The following is a 16,742-nucleotide window of genomic DNA, read 5'->3' as shown; positions in this document are numbered from 1 at the left end:
TCAAATTTTTGTTACATAATGGTATCAAATCCCATTAAGGAGATGATATCTTGAAAAAACTATCTTACCTGATCGTAATTACCTGCTTTCTCGTCACCCTATCTGGAACCGCGTTTGCCTGGAATGACCGCTCGGAAGGACGGCCTGATCAGACATTGCGACAAATGATGTATATTCCCAGTTTGTCGATCTGGCATAACCGTCATAATGAATTCCATATAAAATCAACGAATTTGCGAGACCAGCACGTATTCTCCGGTGTCATCCATACTGACGGACGGTTTTATGACATTGAGGAAAAAAAACTGGAAAACGGGGATTACGTAAAAGTAGACTGGCGCCATAAAACAATCCGGTTTCGTTTTACCGGCCGTGGAATCGATGAAATGAGTTTCCGGGTAAAAGACGGAAATGAACTAAAATTTAAGCTCTATAAAGACGGTCAGGAAATGCCTCGCAAAAGTATATTTATCGGCCAAGACGGCTGGCATCCCCGGGACAATGAATTCTATTTAAAATAAGGAAGTGCAAAACGGGCGTTTATAAGCGTCCGTTTTTTTATTTATGCATGTCATCTGTTTGCGGCTAATCTGTTTCATCATTAGAAACTACTAATCCTAAATTTACCTACAGCCGTCTGAAGATTCTGGGCCAGCTTGGCAAGATTTTGGCTGGCTGAAACAATCTCTTCTATAGAAGCTGACTGCTCTTGTGTGGCGGCGGATACTTTCTGAACTTGTCCAGCCGCTCTTTTGCTCTGCTTGTCAAATTCCTTTACCGTTTCCGCAATTTGCTGACTGGCACCGGTCAACTCCTGCATATCCGTTGTGCTTGCCCTAGCCTGCTCCGATACTTGCGTGATTAATGCATTTATTTTTTTGAAAGCCCGGCCGGCCGCAGCGACGACCTCTGTGCCGACTTTCACTTCACGAGTGCCTTCGGCCATAGCATCGACGGCTTTATCTGTCTCACGCTGAATTTCATTAATCAAGGTGGCAATTTGCTTGGCTGCATCCTGCGACTGCTCAGCCAGTTTACGGACTTCTTCCGCCACAACGGTAAACCCCCTGCCCTGCTTGCCGGCTCTGGCGGCCTCTATAGCGGCATTGAGCGCCAACAAGTTTGTCTGTCCGGCAATCCGGGATATCATATCAACGATTTGCCCGATTTCTTTCGATTTTTCACCCAACTGGGCAACAACTTGCGCCGAATTATTTACGGTTTCTTCAATAGCGGTGATTTGGCTGACGGCTTCATCGACCGATTGCCCGCCTGTTTCAGATACCTTGGCAGCCTGTATGGAATAGTCAGTCGCCTGACAGACAATGGCCGTTGCCTGCTCAATTTGTAAAGACATTTGTTCTGTTAGGCCGCAGGTATCATCGCTAGCTTTAACTTGCTGCTCCGCGCCGTTTGCTACATCACTAATCGCATCCGCTACCTGCGTTACCGACCGCGAGGACTGTTCGGCGCCGGCCGCAAGTTCTTCAGACGCAGCCAAAACTTGTTCGGCAGTCTCAATAACCTGCCGGATGAGCCCGCGAAGATTTTGTACCATATCACTAAATGATTTTGCTAACTGGCCTAATTCATTTTGGGTAGTTATCGTAAAGTCAGTAGTGCTTAAATCGCCTTTAGCAATGTTTTCTGCAGCTTTCTGCAATAAGGCGATAGGCTGCGTTATCTTTTTAACTGCCACAAGGATTAGAAAAACTGCAATAATTAATATCATTCCCGTTGTCATCAGCGAAGAAAATAGTAATGACCGCAATGGTCCCGTAAATTCGTCGACAATGGCATTAATATTTAAAGTCCATTTAAGTCCGGGAATGGGCGCATACGCAATATACCGGTTTGCATCACCTGCCGCATAATGAGCAACTCCCGTATTGCCGCTACTTTGCTGTTTATAAATTTCTCTCAACCGGGAGTTGAGCCCATCATCCTGTAAAGGATTATATTGCATAATATAATCCTTTACAGGATGAGCAATGATTAAACCATCCATTTGCGCCAAAGTGGCATATCCTGTCTGACCGACTGTTATTGATCCAATATGCTGAATCAGTTCATCCATTTTAATATTGCCGCCTAAAATACCAATCGTCTTCCCATCAACTGTAATTGGTACGGCAACTACGCAGGCCATTTTACCATCCGCTTTCCCAATCAATGGATCTGATACAACGGTTTTACCGGTTGAGAGAATTTCTTTAAAATAAGGTCTCTCGCTGATACTTCCTGTTGTACCAAGCGGCGAATACCAAATCCCATATAAATCCGCTACCCAAAAAGCGCTGAAAAAGGTAAGGCGTTTACTTTCAGCCGCCAAATAGCTGACAATTGCCTGTTGGTTGCCACTCGCAATGATCGGCGAATTTGCCAGTCCTTCTATTTCTGTTCGCCTTAAATCAATCCATAAAGATATTTCTTTAGCATTGGACTGGGCTGTAGCGGCTATCGATTTTTCCAGTTCTGCCTTGATCGTTTTTTCTGTATTTACGTAATTGACGGCGGTTAAAATACCAAATGCTATTACAATAATTATGGATATCAGGGTAACTAAAACCGTTTTTATACTTCTCATTATTTATCCTCACTTCATAATTATTATCTGTATTATTTTGTTAACTGTCAGAGAGGCTGTATCAAAATAATCGATACAGCCTCTAAATCATACAAAAAGACAGTACATCGTCCTTTGACTTAAAAGGATGTGACATACTGTCTTTTAAACTAAAAAACGACTTTTTGTTGCGTTAATTAAAACGTCATGCTTTTATCTTTTTGTAGCCATTCAATTAAAATATTTTCCCGGGTTTTTTTGATTTTCTGCAAGGCCTCCGGTGTCCAATCATATAGCCCTGTACCGGTTTTCGCACCAAGATTGCCTTCCCGCATTGCTTTTTTTAGCAGTTCGGATGGTTCTTTGGCGTCACACAAGTCGGCATATAAGTAGGCTGCAATGTTGTGAAAAATATCCAACCCGCCTAAATCGGCTGTTTCTAATGGACCTGTTGTGGAAAGGCGACGGCCAATGCTGTATTTTACCGCTGTATCAACCGCCTCTTGCGTAGCAATGCCGGATTCCACAATATATAGAGCTTCCCGCAGCAGCGCCAGCTGCAAACGATTGCCAATAAAACCTAATGCTTCCCGCTTCAACGGCACCGGTTTTTTATCAATTTTTTCAATCAATTTCCACGTAACATCAACCGTTTCCTGGGATGTGTGTTTTCCGGGAACAATCTCAACTAAGGGGACCAGATGCGGCGGATTCCAGAAATGAGCGACAACAAATTTTTCTTTTCTTTGCAATGCTTCGGCAATAGCGGTTGGACTAAGCCCTGAAGTATTAGTTGCAAAAATTGTATGCGGCCCGGTAAGTGCTTCAACTTTTGCCCAAACATCTTTTTTTACGGTTAGATCCTCGGCAATCGATTCAATGACAAAATCTGCTTCCTTGGTGGCTTCTTCTAATGTTGTGCACCCTTTAATTCTTGCTATAATTTGCGGAATTTCCGCTTCTGTCACCAATTGATTCTCTTTATACGTTGTCAACGTTGCTTTGATACTGTTAAAACCACGTTCAATACTTGCCGCCGAGCGGCCATACATGCGTACATTATAGCCCTTTTTGGCAAATAGCAATGCTGTGCCGAACCCCATTGTTCCTGTTCCTAAATTGCAAATATTTTTAATGTCTTCTGCCTTCATGCCTACCCTTCCCTTCTTCTTTCTTTATTTCAGTTATACCGCGAACGGTATAAAGGTTAACCCTAAGAACATAATAATTCCCAAAACGATAAAGGCTACAAAGGAATAACCGACAAAATCTTTGAATTCAAGTCCGGTAACGGCCATAAACGGTACCGCGAAAAACGGCTGCACTAGGGCTACCAGGTCGCCGCCAAACATATAGGCGATAATGGTTTTGGCATCCGCTACGCCTAAAGCATGTCCCGCCGGAATTAAAAACGGGGCCTCAATAACCCATTTGCTGCCGCCAGAGGGGATAAAGTAGCCGATTACTGCGGTAAGCATGGCCGCAATGGCGGGAAATGTAAATTCCGTACTAAAGCTGATCACCCATTTTGAAAGCGTATCCACCAACCCCGTAAATTTCATAATACCAAAAATCCCGGCATAGAACGGAAATTGCAGGATAACGCCCCAGGAAGCGGACGTTGACGACTTAATGGCCTTTATCAGGTCTGCCGGCCGTTTGTACAAAAAGATAATCAACATCAGGAAAATAAAATTGAGCACGTTAATATCCAGGGATTTGCCGAGTTCCACGAAATGATAATAGAGATAGACAAGAAACATGATCCCTATCAGATAAGAAAACCAGGGTGAGTACGTAAACCATTCGCTGGGCGTGGTAATTTTGACGTTTTGAACGGTTTCAATTTTTTCATCTTTGGCTAAATCCGGCCTTAGATCTGCAAACGTTTTAATCTTTGCTGCATCTGTCGGTAATAAAATTTTCCAAAACAGCAGGATAATGGCCAACACCGACACACCTGTCAGAATTAAGTTATAGGGATGAAAAATAGTTTGCGTAATCGAAATAACGCCGATTTCTTTTACCATAAAGTGATTGGCGGTTGCAACCAGCAACGGGGCTGACCCCGACAATCCCATATGCCAGATATAAAACGTTGTCCAACTGGCGCCGCATAAAAAGCGGTAATCCACCAGTATGCCCTTTTTAGCCGCTTGCCGTGCTAATTCTTTGGTGATCAGGGCGGCAAACACCAAGCCAAATCCCCAGTTAAGATAGTAACCAATCGCCGAAATGATTACCGCCCAAAGATATACTTGCGGCGCGGACTTCGGCTTACTGCACACGGTGACGATTAAATTTTTACAAAGCGGTGTTGTCGCCAAAGCATAACCGGTAATAACAATCAGCGCCATTTGCATTGAGAATTCCAGTAACGTCCAAAATCCTTTTCCCCATGCCTGAACAATTTTATATGGATTATTAGGCGTAAAAATTGCTGCCAGCAGAAAAGCTACGATGCTTAGTACCAGGGCTATGACATAGGAATCAGGCACCCAACGCTCAGCGAATTCGGTAAAATAATCGGTCAATTTTTTCTTGCTTTGCGAATTTGCCTCATGACCATTCATATAAGATTCTCTCCTCTGCTATCTAGTTTCATTTACCAGTCAGCCACAACGAAAAGCCACACCTAATGTTCCCGCAGGATATTTCCAGAGAACAATTCCCTTATCTTTACACATGATCCGGCAGGTTCCGCATTCCAGACACCCGGCATAATCAAAGCTAACTTCCCCATTGTCATTTAATTTATATAATTTTGCCGGGCAAACAACTAAGCATGGTTTATCTTTGCAGTTTGCACAAATCTCTTTATTCAAACGAATATGGGCATTTTCTTCGTCGATAGTGAATTTATCCAGCCCAAGTAATTCATCAACTCCTTGTCGTTTTACTGTCATATGGCTTTAAACCCCTTCCATGCATCTGAGAGCAACTGTCCCAGGCTTACGTATTTCTTCATAATCTGATACATGGCCTTCGGCATTTTTTCCGGGACAGTGCCATCTACTTTAAACATAAAACGCAGCATTTCATTTGCCATTGCGGGGTAGGTAGCCGCCATGCGTTCCATTCCCGTGATTTGCGGCCAACCGGCAAACAATTTCATGGTTGCCGGCACATGCAATTCTTCTAAAGTCCTTACATATTCCGGTCCGACTTCACTTGGCGCTGTTGCTGCCAAAACTGCGCGGGCGGCAGCTACCCCGCTGACAATGGCCAAATCAATACCGCGGATCATTGTCCCGGTATTGATCACAAACCCCGCTGCATCACCAATTACCAGAAAACCATCTCTATACAATTTTTCCGGCACACTGTTCCAGCCATTTTCCGGCACCAGATGAGCACTGTACTCGATTGTCGTCCCGCCTTCTATCGCACGATATATGGCTGGGTGCATTTTGAAATCCTGATAAATGTCGGCAATTGAGCGTTTTTGCCGGGCTAATGCTTCTGGACTGAGCACAAGCCCAAGCGATATGCTGTTTTTATTGGTATAGAGAAAACCACCTCCCTGCACACCGTCAGTGTTACCGAGCAGTGTTCTTGCTACTCCCTCGTCTTCACAAACCTGAAAACGATTGCTGATAACCTCTGCCGGCAATTCAATGATTTCCTTTACCCCAACTCCGACTTCATGACTATTCCACTCTTTTTTTAGGCCGGCTTTTTGGGCCATAAAAGAATTTACGCCATCGGCGGCAATAACAATATCAGCATACATCTCATCTTCGCCGGCTTTAACGCCAACAACTTTACCATCTTTCATGATTAAATCATTCACTAGAATTCCGGTGGCAAGCATGGCCCCCTGTTCTTCCGCTTTGCCGGCAAGCCATTCGTCAAAAGGCGCTCGAAGTACTGTATAGGATTGTGGCGGCAATGCTCCACTTGGTTCTGATTCGTCAAAATAGTCGATCGTTAACCCTGTTTTTTCTGTGAGCAGCATGATTTGTTCACTTACAACTTTACGTTCCAGGACGGCTTCCTTATACAGCCCCGGTTCCAGTAGTTCCAGGGCATAGGTATATAAGCGTCCACCGGTAACGTTTTTGTTGCCAGCTATATCTCCACGTTCAATAATCAGGACATTTTTTCCTTCTCGCGCTAAAATATAAGCACACGCTGAACCGGCAGGCCCGGCACCAATAATGATCACATCAAATTTTTCTTCGTCTTCCACGATGTTCACCTCCCGGTCAGTCATAATGGTTTACCCTAGTTTTTCTATTAACGCGGGTACAATTTCATGCAGATCGCCAACAATGCCATAATCAGCGGCGGCAAAAATAGGGGCATTTTCATTTTTATCGATAGCGGCAATAATTTTGGCATCGCGAATGCCCGCCACATGCTGGATTTGTCCGGATACACCGAACGCCAGATAGAGGTCCGGTTTTACTTTCTGTCCGGATAAACCAATATAGGCCTCGGCCGGCAGCCAATGATAGTCTTCCGCAATACTGCGCGTACAGCCAATTACGCCACCTGTTTTTTGCACTAACATCTCAGCTAACTTCATATCTTCTTGGGCACTCAGTCCACGACCAACGCAGATAACCGTCTTGGCTGCCGTAATATCCGCGCCTTGTCTTACAATTGGTTCAATTCTGTCTACGTGAACTTCACTAGCGAGGGAAACATCTGACGTTACCACTTCCCCGCTGTTTGACGCATCCGTATTTGCCTTTTCATAGGTACGTGGCTCTATCGTCACAATGCAGCCATCGCTAAGCACTTCTGTACATACGGCTAGACCGCCGTACATCATTCGTTTTGTTTCGATGCTGCCCTCTTGCCCATCAATACTGAAGGCGCTGTTAACCAGCCCACTTTTTAGCTGCGCCGCAAGGTTTGCAGCAACAGCCTTGCCGCGCAACGTACCGCCAAGCAAGACAACTTTCGGATTTTCGTCACGCAATACGGCGGCAATCGGCTGCGCATAATTTTCTACCCAGTCGGTCTGCCCCGCCAATACCATTACTTTATCTGCGCCGCATGCAATCAAGTCTGCTGCCCCTTCCTGGTTTGTCGTAATGGCGGTTATTTTTTCATTCAGCTTGTAAGCGAGGTTCTGCCCTGCTGTTAAAAGCTGTAAAGCTACTGCACAGTCTTCAGAATAGATCCAAATTCCGGCCATGTCTATTTCCTCCTTTACAACACACCATCTTTATTCAATGCCGTAACAAAAGCTTCGACTTTTTCTTCTACTGTGCCGGCTTTATAAATTTGATTTTTGCGTTTCATAACAAAACCTTGTATTGATTTTACTTTAGTTTTGGGCTCAAGGGCCTGTGTATCCAAACCTAGATCAGTAACCTTCCATTCTTGCGCTGATTTCTTGGCTGCGCCAAGAACTTGTTTCAGGCTGGGAATCCGGGGTTTATTGATTTCAGGCAAAACAGTAATCACGACCGGTAATTTTGCGCTAATTTGCTCTGTACAATTTTCGAGTTTTCTGATGGCGGTTACCGTATCGCCCTCGATCTTAAATTGTGACACAAACGTGATGGCCGGAATTTCCAGCAAAGTGGCAACTCTCGGGCCCACTTGCTGACCATAGGTATCGGCAGACCCTTCGCCGAACAGTACCAAACCATAGTCGCCGATTTTTCTTATTGCGGCCGCAAGCACATTGGCCGTGACATAACCGTCCGCCCGGTCTGCGGCGGCGTCATTCACCCAATAACCTTTTGCCGGGCCGCGCGACAAAGCGTCTTTTAAGGATTGCTTTGCTTTGCTGCCGCCAAAAGTCAGACTAATGACTTCCACTCCACAGCCCTCGGCCTGCACAACCGCTTCTTCTATGGCATTCTTATCATACTCACTGATTTTTCCCTTGGCACGACTTGTGTCCAACGTCAGACTTCCTGCCGTGATCTTTATATCTTGTTCGTCCAAAACCCATTTGTAACAGGCAATAATATTCATGCTATCGACCTCACTAGAGAAGTTTGTCCGTATCTGCTTTACCCTTTGGTAAAATTACCCGTAAACTGGGGTTTTTCTTTATTCACAAACGCACTCATGCCGTTAGCCTGATCTTCGCCGCTGAAACACAGACCGAAAATATAGGCTTCATATTGCATGGCATTGGCCATCGACATTTCTGCCCCGCGATTAATGGCATCCTTGGCCAAACGAACAGCAGTCTGACTCTTCGCGCTGATGGATTGGGCTATCTTCTTAGCTTCGTCTAATAAATTTTCTAAAGCAACCACTTTTTGGACCAGCCCAATGCGATACGCTTCATCGGCTTTGATCATATCGGCCGTATAAATCAGATATTTCGCCATGCCGCGTCCCACCAACCGGCTTAAGCGTTGTGTACCGCCAAAGCCGGGGATAATTCCAAGGCCAACTTCAGGCTGACCAAATTTTGCATTTTCTGAAGCAATCCGAATATCACAGGCCATCGCAATTTCACAACCACCACCAAGAGCAAAGCCGTTAATTGCCGCAATAACCGGCTTCTCACACTGCTCAATTTTCAGGAATGTGCCTTCACCCTTTTCTGCCCAGCGTTTGGCCTCATCGGCATTTAAATCTTTCATTTCCTTGATATCTGCACCGGCAACAAAAGATTTTTCTCCGGCACCGGTAAGAATAATCACTTTTACACTATCCTTATTATTCAATTCTGTAAAAACATCACCAATTTCCGACATCAATGCATCATTTAACGCATTCAAAGCTTTCGGACGGTTAAGCGTCACGACGGCAATGCCCTGTTCTTCTTGTACCAGTAAATTATTATATTCCCCCATGTTTATCGACTCCTTTACGCATTTATGCTATTGGCGGATAACCCCATAATTTCATCTTTAAAAATTCTTTCATCCATGACTTTAAGATTTGGCGATACGTTAACTTTGGCGTCAATCTGCGCCAATACATCCTGTTGCAAATCGATCCCCGGAGCAATTTCCGTCAATACAAGACCTTCATCGTGCAATTCAAATACCGCTCTTTCGGTAATAAACAAAACCGGCTGGTGAATTGATTTGGCGTATTCCGCACTAAACGTAATCTGTTCTACTTTAGGAATAAATTTCTTGGCCTTGCCTTCTTTTTCAATAACAAGCTTACCGTCTTCCACTTTGACTTTTAGACCGCCTGCTGTCAAAGTTCCGCAGAAAATAATCTTCTTGGCATTTTGCGAAATATTAATAAACCCGCCACAGCCCGGAACTTTCGGCCCGAATTTACTAACATTCAAGTTTCCGGCACTGTCAACTTGCGCAATTCCCAGACAGGTAACATCCAGATTACCGCCGTCATAAAAATCGAACATATCTGGCTGACAAACAATCACTTCGGGATCTACGGTTGCACCAAAACTTGCCCCGGCAGCCGGAACACCACCAAACCCGCCGGATTCAACAGTCATTGTCAGTGTATCGCCAAACCCCTCCTCCGCTGCCACTGCCGCAATTCCCTCTGGCATGCCAATACCGAGGTTTGCTATATCATGCGGCTTCAATTCCATGGCTGCCCGTCTCGCAATAACTTTACGTTCCGTTAATGGCAATGGTTTTACCGCACCAAGCGGTAATTTTACTTCGCCCGTATAGGCGGGATTATAGTACTCGCCGTTTGTTTGCAAAAATTTATCCTTATCACCAATTACTACATAATCAACCAATACGCCGGGAACTTTAATATCCATCGGTTTTAAAGAACCCTTTAATGCAAGCCGTTCTACCTCGGCAATAACAATACCGCCGTTTGCTTTCGCCGCACAGGCAACAGCATAAACTTCCGGAATAACAGATTCACGCTCCATTGTCAGATTTCCGTTCTCATCCACGGTACTTGCACGGATTAAAGCCACATCCGGCTTACACGCTTTGTAATACAGGTACTCTTCGCCATCAACTTCCATGAGTTTCACAATATCTTCGGTTGTTTTTGCATTCAGTTTCCCGCCTTCCAGGCGTGGATCAATAAAAGTTTTTAAACCCACTTTGCTCAGTACACCTGGCTTATTTCCCGCAGCCGCCCGCCAAAGATGGGTAATAATGCCTTGGGGAAGATTATAAGCTTCTGTTTGATTGTTCAAAATAAGTTCACCTAAACGAGGTGCGAGGGCCAAGTGGCCGCCAATAATGCGCTTAACCATCCCGGGATTGCCAAAATGGTTTGTTCCTTTCGTTTTACTATCACCAAGACCGGCACTAAATTGAATGGTTAAATTTCTTGGATGACCACTCTGTAAAAAACTTTCTTCACAAGCGGCTGTCAACGTTTCCGGATGTGCACAGCCAACAAATCCAACCAAGCCGACGAAGGCATCATCTTTGATCAGTTCCACAGCTTCTTCTTTTGTAACGATTTTCATCTATACCGCGCCTCCTAGTTTCTTTTTGCGATAATTATCGTAATAATGCACCGGCAATAACCATGCGCTGCACTTCGCTTGTCCCTTCATAGATGGAGCAGATTTTAGCGTCGCGATAGCAGCGTTCTACCTTAAACTGTTTAATATAGCCGTAACCACCATGTACCTGAATAGCTTTTGTACAAACATAATCAGCGGTTTCTGCAGCAAATAATTTTGCCATAGCCGCCTCTTTACTAAATGCTTCTCCTCTATCCTTCGCGGCTGCGGCATTATACACCAGGAACCGTGCGGCTTGAATATGTGTTTCCATATCTGCCAGCATCCATTGAATGGCTTGCTTCGTGGCGATTGGTTTACCAAACTGTACTCTTTCTTTAGCAAACTTAATTGCTTCATCCAAAGCACCTTGTGCAATTCCCAACGCTTGTGCGGCAACACCGACACGTCCGCCATCTAACGTTTGCATTGCATATTTAAAGCCTTTACCTTCCTCGCCAATTAAGTTTCCTTTTGGTACACGGCAATTTTTGAAAATCAGTTCTGTTGTCTGCGAACCGCGAATTCCCATTTTGTCTTCATGCTTGCCGATTTCAAAGCCGGGCAAATCTTTCTCGACAACAAAGGCACTTAAGCCTTTTACGCCTTTGGTGGGATCTGTCAAGGCAAAAACTAGATAAACATCGGCTACGCCGCCATTGGTAATAAAGCATTTTGTGCCATTAAGCACATACGAATCATTTTCTAAGGTGGCTGTACAAGTGCCTGATGCAGCATCAGTTCCTGCGCCGGGTTCTGTCAAAGCAAATGCTCCTAATTTTTCACCTTTACATAATGGAACAAGATATTTTTTCTTCAACTCTTCCGATCCCCATTTATAAATCGGCCATAAGCCCAAAGAACAATGCGCTGAATAAATGATTCCGGTTGATGCACATACTCGGGAAATTTCTTCAACAGCCAAAATGTAGCTTACATAATCGGTACCTGCTCCGCCATATTCTTCAGGATAAGGCATTCCCATAAAATCATGTGCCGCCATCTGCTTGATCGTTTCTGCCGGATACCTGCCTGTCTGATCGATTTCGGCTGCAATTGGCTGACAATATTCCTGCGCAAACTCTCGTGCATTTTGTTGTAATAACCTTTGCTCCTCTGTCAGTTGAAAGTCCATACTAACATCCCCCTTATAAACGAATCGTTTTATTAATAGACACATCTCCGGGCTAGTTTCTGAATTGTGTCTATTGCCTTAATTTTTTCTCACTTTCTAGTAATGCAATTTCCATGCCATATTCACTGAAACCGGCTTAACCTTCCTATCATTACAAATTTTTAAACATCAAAGGCCATTGATTTTACTAGAATAGCGACAATTTTCTTTGGGAAATTTATTTCTAATTCATTGAATAAACTTCTATGTAAATACAGAATGACCGACATCCGACATACAAAAAAAGTGTCGGAACAGCAGACACTAGCCGTCTGTCCCAACACTTTAAATTTTCCGACATTAGCGAGTGTCGGATTTTCTCTGCCCAATCGCTACCAACCCTTCGTAAATTAGCCCGAGACTTCAGAACTTACGGATCAAAGAGAACTTTCCCTACAAGCAGGAACCATCTGTCCCGACACATCGATTTTGCTCCGACATTACAAATTGTCGGATTTATGATTGTATCGAATATTTTTTTAATTTTTCATACAGTGTCGACCTATGAATACCCAAAATTTTAGCTGCCGCTGCTTTATTTCCATGCGCTGCCTTTAGTGCCGCCCATATTTTTGAAGATTCATCCATAGTTTCGTTCTCCAGCCGTCCTCCTTGGCCCTCCAACTGCAAAACAGACCCAGGCAACTGTTTGGGAACAATCGTCATGCCCTCGACAGTTGCTGCCAATTGCTCAAGTGCGTTAATCAATTCTCTTATATTGCCAGGCCATTGATAGGCAATCATCTTTTCAATTGCCTCTCCGGAAAACTGTTTAATCGATATGTTTAAGTTATTGCAAATAACCGGCATCATCATCTCAATAATCTCGCGGATGTCTTCCTTGCGTTCTCTAAGCGGGGGAACCTCTAAACAAACAACATTTAGGCGGTAATACAAATCTTCTCTAAATGACCCCTTGGCTACCAGTTCCTGCAAATTCTTATTGGTCGCGGCAATGAACCGGACATTGCAAACGCGGACATTTTCCCCGCCGACATGCTCAAAGGTCTTATTCTGCATAACTCTCAGCAATTTAGCCTGCATAACCAGCGGCATATCGCCGATTTCATCTAAAAATAACGTGCCGCCTTCCGCCACTTCAAACTTACCCTTTTTTCCACCTTTTCTGGCACCTGTAAAAGCGCCTTCATCATACCCGAATAATTCCGCTTCCAACAGTTCAGCCGGAATGGCTGCACAATTAATGGCTACTAATGGCTTGTTGCTGCGATTGCTCGCATTATGGATTGCTTGCGCAAAAAGATCTTTTCCTGTCCCGCTTTCTCCCTGAATGAGAACCGTGGTATCTGTCGCCGCAATTTTCGCCGCTAAATTTTTTACGCGAATCATCTTACTGGATTGACCAATAATATTTTCAAAGGTCATTAAATGCGGCTGCAGATTATCGCTTTTTATCCGTTTCTTGGCAGGGTTTTGCTCGATAATGTTTTTATTGCGTTCCAGCAATTGCTCCACCTGACTAATATCCTTAAATACCGCCTCCCCAATAGCGCCAACCACTTTGCCATTCTTAAAAAACGGCAGCCGCTGGGCTATAATATGACGCCCGTTAACCGACTGCATGTCGTCAATCTCCGGTACTCCGGTTTTTAATACAATATGCATTCTTGAATTTTCAACAGCGTCTTGCGCTTTATGGTTTAGTAAATCTTTCCGTGGAATCCCCATAATCTCTTCATAGGCACTGTTAACTAAACGAATCACATTATTCGTATCTACGACAATCAAGCCTTGCCGCAAACTGCTAAACACCTGTTCCAGTATTTCCAGCTTCGCCGCCATCATTGTGACCTTTTCCTTTTCATAGTTGTCGTTCGCCGGGATATCCTGAATAATTGCCAAAGCCCCGACAATTTTGTAGCCTTCGCAAATCGGTGTGCGGTTCACTGTTAGCTGCTGCCCGTTTATCTCTATCGTTGCATTCAGATCTTTCTTGCCGGTAGTTATCACTTTCATAAGACGTGTATTGGGAATAATATCAGAAACGACCCTTCCCAGCGCCGCGTCTTTTGTTACACCGACCAACCGGGCGGCAACATCATTAATCTGCGTGATAATCCCATAAAGATTAATGCAAATGACCCCGCTATAGGACAATTCACTTAATTGTTCTACCGTGCATTTATATTGACTTAAACTGTCATAAAAAATTTTTACAAAGTCCTGTCGATTTAATAAACCAATAATTTTATCTTCGTAATCAACAACCGGTAAATGTGTGATTGGTATCTGCCAGGCTTCTTCCAGCGTATTATCCGAATGGATTGTCACGACACTTTTGGTCATAAAAGATTCCACACTAATAGATGTCGGTAGATGATTCATCATGGTATCAATAATATCGGTTCGCGTAACAAGGCCACATAGCCGTCTATCTTCATTCACAACCGGCGCAGCTTCTAGTTTATACTTATAAAATAGATTGACAACTTCTTTTAATTGAACTTTTTTATCTAAAACATGAGGATTGGGCGTCATAAAGTCTCGTACTAACATGCTGTTTATCCTCTCCCCTCATTCCAACTCACATAATTTCTCACTAATTTCGGCAAGCCTTATTTACTGCCTCAATCTTCCATTTCTCTCAGGACCTTGGTAATGCAGAAACAAGACTGGCAAAAAATTTGCAACCAGCCTTGTTTTATTATATATCATACCTAGAAAGAAATCATTCAGAATTTCCACTCTTTTCATTCTTTAGCAACATAGATCTTCTTTTTTGCCAAACTATCGTTGAAAAAATGCTTTTCACTACTATCTATAGAACTGCCCTGACACATGCCCAAAGTACAAAATCCAACTATTAGGGAAAACAGTCAAGTCCAAAAAATGGAGATTTGCTAATTTCCAAACAGAAAAAAGCCACCATCAGAGAAGCATCCGCTGTCTGACAATGGCTTAATTTTATTGGCAATATTAAACACCCAAAACCGCTCAGCGAATATTGGATGCAATCTTTTGCATAATAGGTCGCCAGTAGTGTGTATCGCCATCAGCGCATACAAACCCAAACATTTTCAGTCCGTCACTCCCAGGAATCATCATTATATCCATATTGGCAATAATGCCTCCGGTAGACGCTTCCATTTTAAGCGCAGCCATAGTGCATGCTTTTCCCCCGATAGTAATTTGTTTTGCTTTTTCAATATCTAATGTATTTTTATTACTTAATTTATCTTGTATAACCTTATCTAGTAGCGTATCCATCTTTAAAAAATCATTGTATTCGTTGGAAACAATCCGAGAAATGGGCATAAGCATAGCGGCTCTCCATACTCCCCCATCTTTTGCCTTAAAAAAGTAGTTAGTATTCCCCTTGTTATCCTGACCTTGTGTTACCGTAATATCCCTGGGCAGATCCACTTCACCGACTTCCAGGATTGTCACAGGGTTAGCCTGAACAGGTAGACAAACCAATAACGTCAAACATAGAATTATTATTATTTTTCGCACAATATCCTCCTAAACTACTATCCATTATTCCTTAATGGGCATTTATTGCCACTGTACTATTTATTCTTTCTTCCTGCTGGTAATTCCTTGTACAATACTCCTTTCATTAGCCCCTCTTCTCTTCTTTCCTTCCTACAAGTTTACTCTTAACTTCCATGAAGGAGCTAAAAAACAATCTTATTTTTTGCCGTGAAGCAAAAGCAAATCTCTGAATACATAAAGCAATATCAATAGACCACCGCCAATAGCCCCCCATTTAAACCATGAATATGTAACTATCTTAGGCCATTCATTGCCCAGTATGGCCCCAACACCCAAAAAGATTGTTATCCACAAAAAAGCATGTACCATATCATAGCAAAGAAATCTGACAATCGAAATACCACTAATACCAGCTATATAGGGCGTAACATTACCTACTGTCGGTAAAAAACGCCCACCAATAATATAAGCAGGAGCAGATTTCTCCAAAAGTTCCTGTGCTTTTTCCATACGCTTAGGGGTTAGACTGATATATTTTCCCCACTTCTTTATAAAAGGTTCACCAATATTACGCCCCAGCATAAAGGCAGAAGTTGATCCCAGCAAATAACCAAGCAAAGATACCAGGCAAGCCAGCATAATGTTAAACTGCCCCTGCTTTGACAAAAAACCTGCCAAAGCTACCAGCATGCTGCCTGGAAAGGGCAGTCCCAGTGCTTCTAAAAAAACGCCGACAAATACCCCGGGCAAACCAAGGATGCTTAATAATTCGAAAATCCGTTCAGACAAAATATTCCCTCCCAAATCTATTATGCCTAGAACTGATCGTAAGTATTAACCCTGTTACTGACAATAAGTTCCTGCATAACGCCCTAGCGCCTCCGTCATATGACAGCCACCTAAACTAACTCACTTCATACAACTACAGTTGTTTAATTCTTCCCTTCCTAAAGCTGCTGAAAAAGAAGCTGATGCAAACCGGAATCCGTCTTGCCAAGAGGCTGCTAAAAAGGAAAACAAAAAAGCAGGCCAAATAACCAATGTCATTAAGTTAGGAAAAACAAAACGAAAAGAAGCCCCGGAAAAGACAGCGAGATTGAGAAATAATAGTCTCCCTGTCTTTTCTGTCTATTTTTGAGCACCACAAAAAGACAGAT

The 16,742-nt window shown here is 43.4% G+C and carries 15 protein-coding genes; 2 read left to right on the top strand and 13 right to left on the bottom strand.

What is annotated here, in order from left to right; translation table 11 throughout:
- Positions 1-50: 50 nt before the first annotated feature.
- On the top strand, positions 51-521 hold the full coding sequence (locus tag BLR65_RS21410; RefSeq protein ID WP_093796223.1) for a hypothetical protein: 471 nt from the start codon (positions 51-53) through the stop codon (positions 519-521).
- An 80-nt stretch (positions 522-601) separates the two neighbouring features.
- Here the strand turns inward: BLR65_RS21410 and BLR65_RS21405 are convergent, their stop codons facing one another.
- The 13 genes from BLR65_RS21405 to BLR65_RS21345 all read right to left on the bottom strand — a co-directional run bounded on the left by BLR65_RS21405 (position 602) and on the right by BLR65_RS21345 (position 16,374).
- Positions 602-2,587, bottom strand: a complete 1,986-nt coding sequence (locus BLR65_RS21405; RefSeq protein WP_093796222.1) for a methyl-accepting chemotaxis protein — start codon at positions 2,585-2,587, stop codon at positions 602-604.
- Positions 2,588-2,763: 176 nt separating this feature from the next.
- Positions 2,764-3,717 (bottom strand): 3-hydroxyacyl-CoA dehydrogenase family protein, encoded by a 954-nt coding sequence (locus tag BLR65_RS21400; protein ID WP_093796221.1) that lies wholly within the window; start codon positions 3,715-3,717, stop codon positions 2,764-2,766.
- A gap of 33 nt (positions 3,718-3,750) precedes the next feature.
- On the bottom strand, positions 3,751-5,139 hold the full coding sequence (locus BLR65_RS21395; protein ID WP_093796220.1) for a short-chain fatty acid transporter: 1,389 nt from the start codon (positions 5,137-5,139) through the stop codon (positions 3,751-3,753).
- Between the two features lie 39 nt (positions 5,140-5,178).
- Positions 5,179-5,472 (bottom strand): ferredoxin family protein, encoded by a 294-nt coding sequence (locus BLR65_RS21390; RefSeq protein WP_093796219.1) that lies wholly within the window; start codon positions 5,470-5,472, stop codon positions 5,179-5,181.
- Positions 5,469-6,782 carry an FAD-dependent oxidoreductase gene (locus BLR65_RS21385; RefSeq protein WP_093796218.1) on the bottom strand — a complete coding sequence of 438 codons (1,314 nt, stop codon included), beginning with the start codon at positions 6,780-6,782 and terminating at the stop codon, positions 5,469-5,471. The genes BLR65_RS21390 and BLR65_RS21385 overlap by 4 nt, the downstream gene beginning before the upstream one ends.
- A gap of 6 nt (positions 6,783-6,788) precedes the next feature.
- The gene (locus BLR65_RS21380; protein WP_093796217.1) at positions 6,789-7,715 is read right to left on the bottom strand and encodes an electron transfer flavoprotein subunit alpha/FixB family protein; all 927 of its coding nucleotides are present in this window, start codon (positions 7,713-7,715) and stop codon (positions 6,789-6,791) included.
- A gap of 14 nt (positions 7,716-7,729) precedes the next feature.
- Positions 7,730-8,506 (bottom strand): electron transfer flavoprotein subunit beta/FixA family protein, encoded by a 777-nt coding sequence (locus BLR65_RS21375; RefSeq protein WP_093796216.1) that lies wholly within the window; start codon positions 8,504-8,506, stop codon positions 7,730-7,732.
- Between the two features lie 38 nt (positions 8,507-8,544).
- A complete protein-coding gene (locus tag BLR65_RS21370; protein WP_093796215.1) occupies positions 8,545-9,342 on the bottom strand; it encodes a short-chain-enoyl-CoA hydratase in 798 nt (265 codons plus the stop codon).
- 14 nt (positions 9,343-9,356) lie between these two features.
- Positions 9,357-10,916: an acyl CoA:acetate/3-ketoacid CoA transferase gene (locus tag BLR65_RS21365; protein ID WP_093796214.1), complete on the bottom strand. Its 1,560-nt coding sequence runs from the start codon at positions 10,914-10,916 to the stop codon at positions 9,357-9,359.
- A 34-nt stretch (positions 10,917-10,950) separates the two neighbouring features.
- Complete coding sequence (locus BLR65_RS21360; protein ID WP_093796213.1) at positions 10,951-12,090, bottom strand: acyl-CoA dehydrogenase; 1,140 nt, start codon at positions 12,088-12,090, stop codon at positions 10,951-10,953.
- Between the two features lie 495 nt (positions 12,091-12,585).
- Positions 12,586-14,646, bottom strand: coding sequence for a sigma-54-dependent Fis family transcriptional regulator (locus BLR65_RS21355; RefSeq protein ID WP_093796212.1), 2,061 nt, complete (start codon positions 14,644-14,646; stop codon positions 12,586-12,588).
- 438 nt (positions 14,647-15,084) lie between these two features.
- A complete protein-coding gene (locus BLR65_RS21350) occupies positions 15,085-15,603 on the bottom strand; it encodes a hypothetical protein (protein WP_093796211.1) in 519 nt (172 codons plus the stop codon).
- Positions 15,604-15,780: 177 nt separating this feature from the next.
- Complete coding sequence (locus BLR65_RS21345) at positions 15,781-16,374, bottom strand: DedA family protein (protein WP_093796210.1); 594 nt, start codon at positions 16,372-16,374, stop codon at positions 15,781-15,783.
- Between the two features lie 139 nt (positions 16,375-16,513).
- Between BLR65_RS21345 and BLR65_RS29200 the strand changes: the two genes are divergently transcribed.
- On the top strand, positions 16,514-16,723 hold the full coding sequence (locus tag BLR65_RS29200; RefSeq protein WP_143122626.1) for a hypothetical protein: 210 nt from the start codon (positions 16,514-16,516) through the stop codon (positions 16,721-16,723).
- The last annotated feature ends 19 nt before the right edge of the window (positions 16,724-16,742 follow it).

It is taken from the genome of Sporomusa acidovorans (assembly GCF_900101845.1).
Lineage (GTDB): Bacteria > Bacillota > Negativicutes > Sporomusales > Sporomusaceae > Sporomusa > Sporomusa acidovorans.
Note: the sequence above shows the minus strand (reverse complement) of the source record. Positions and strands in the feature narration are given on the sequence as shown.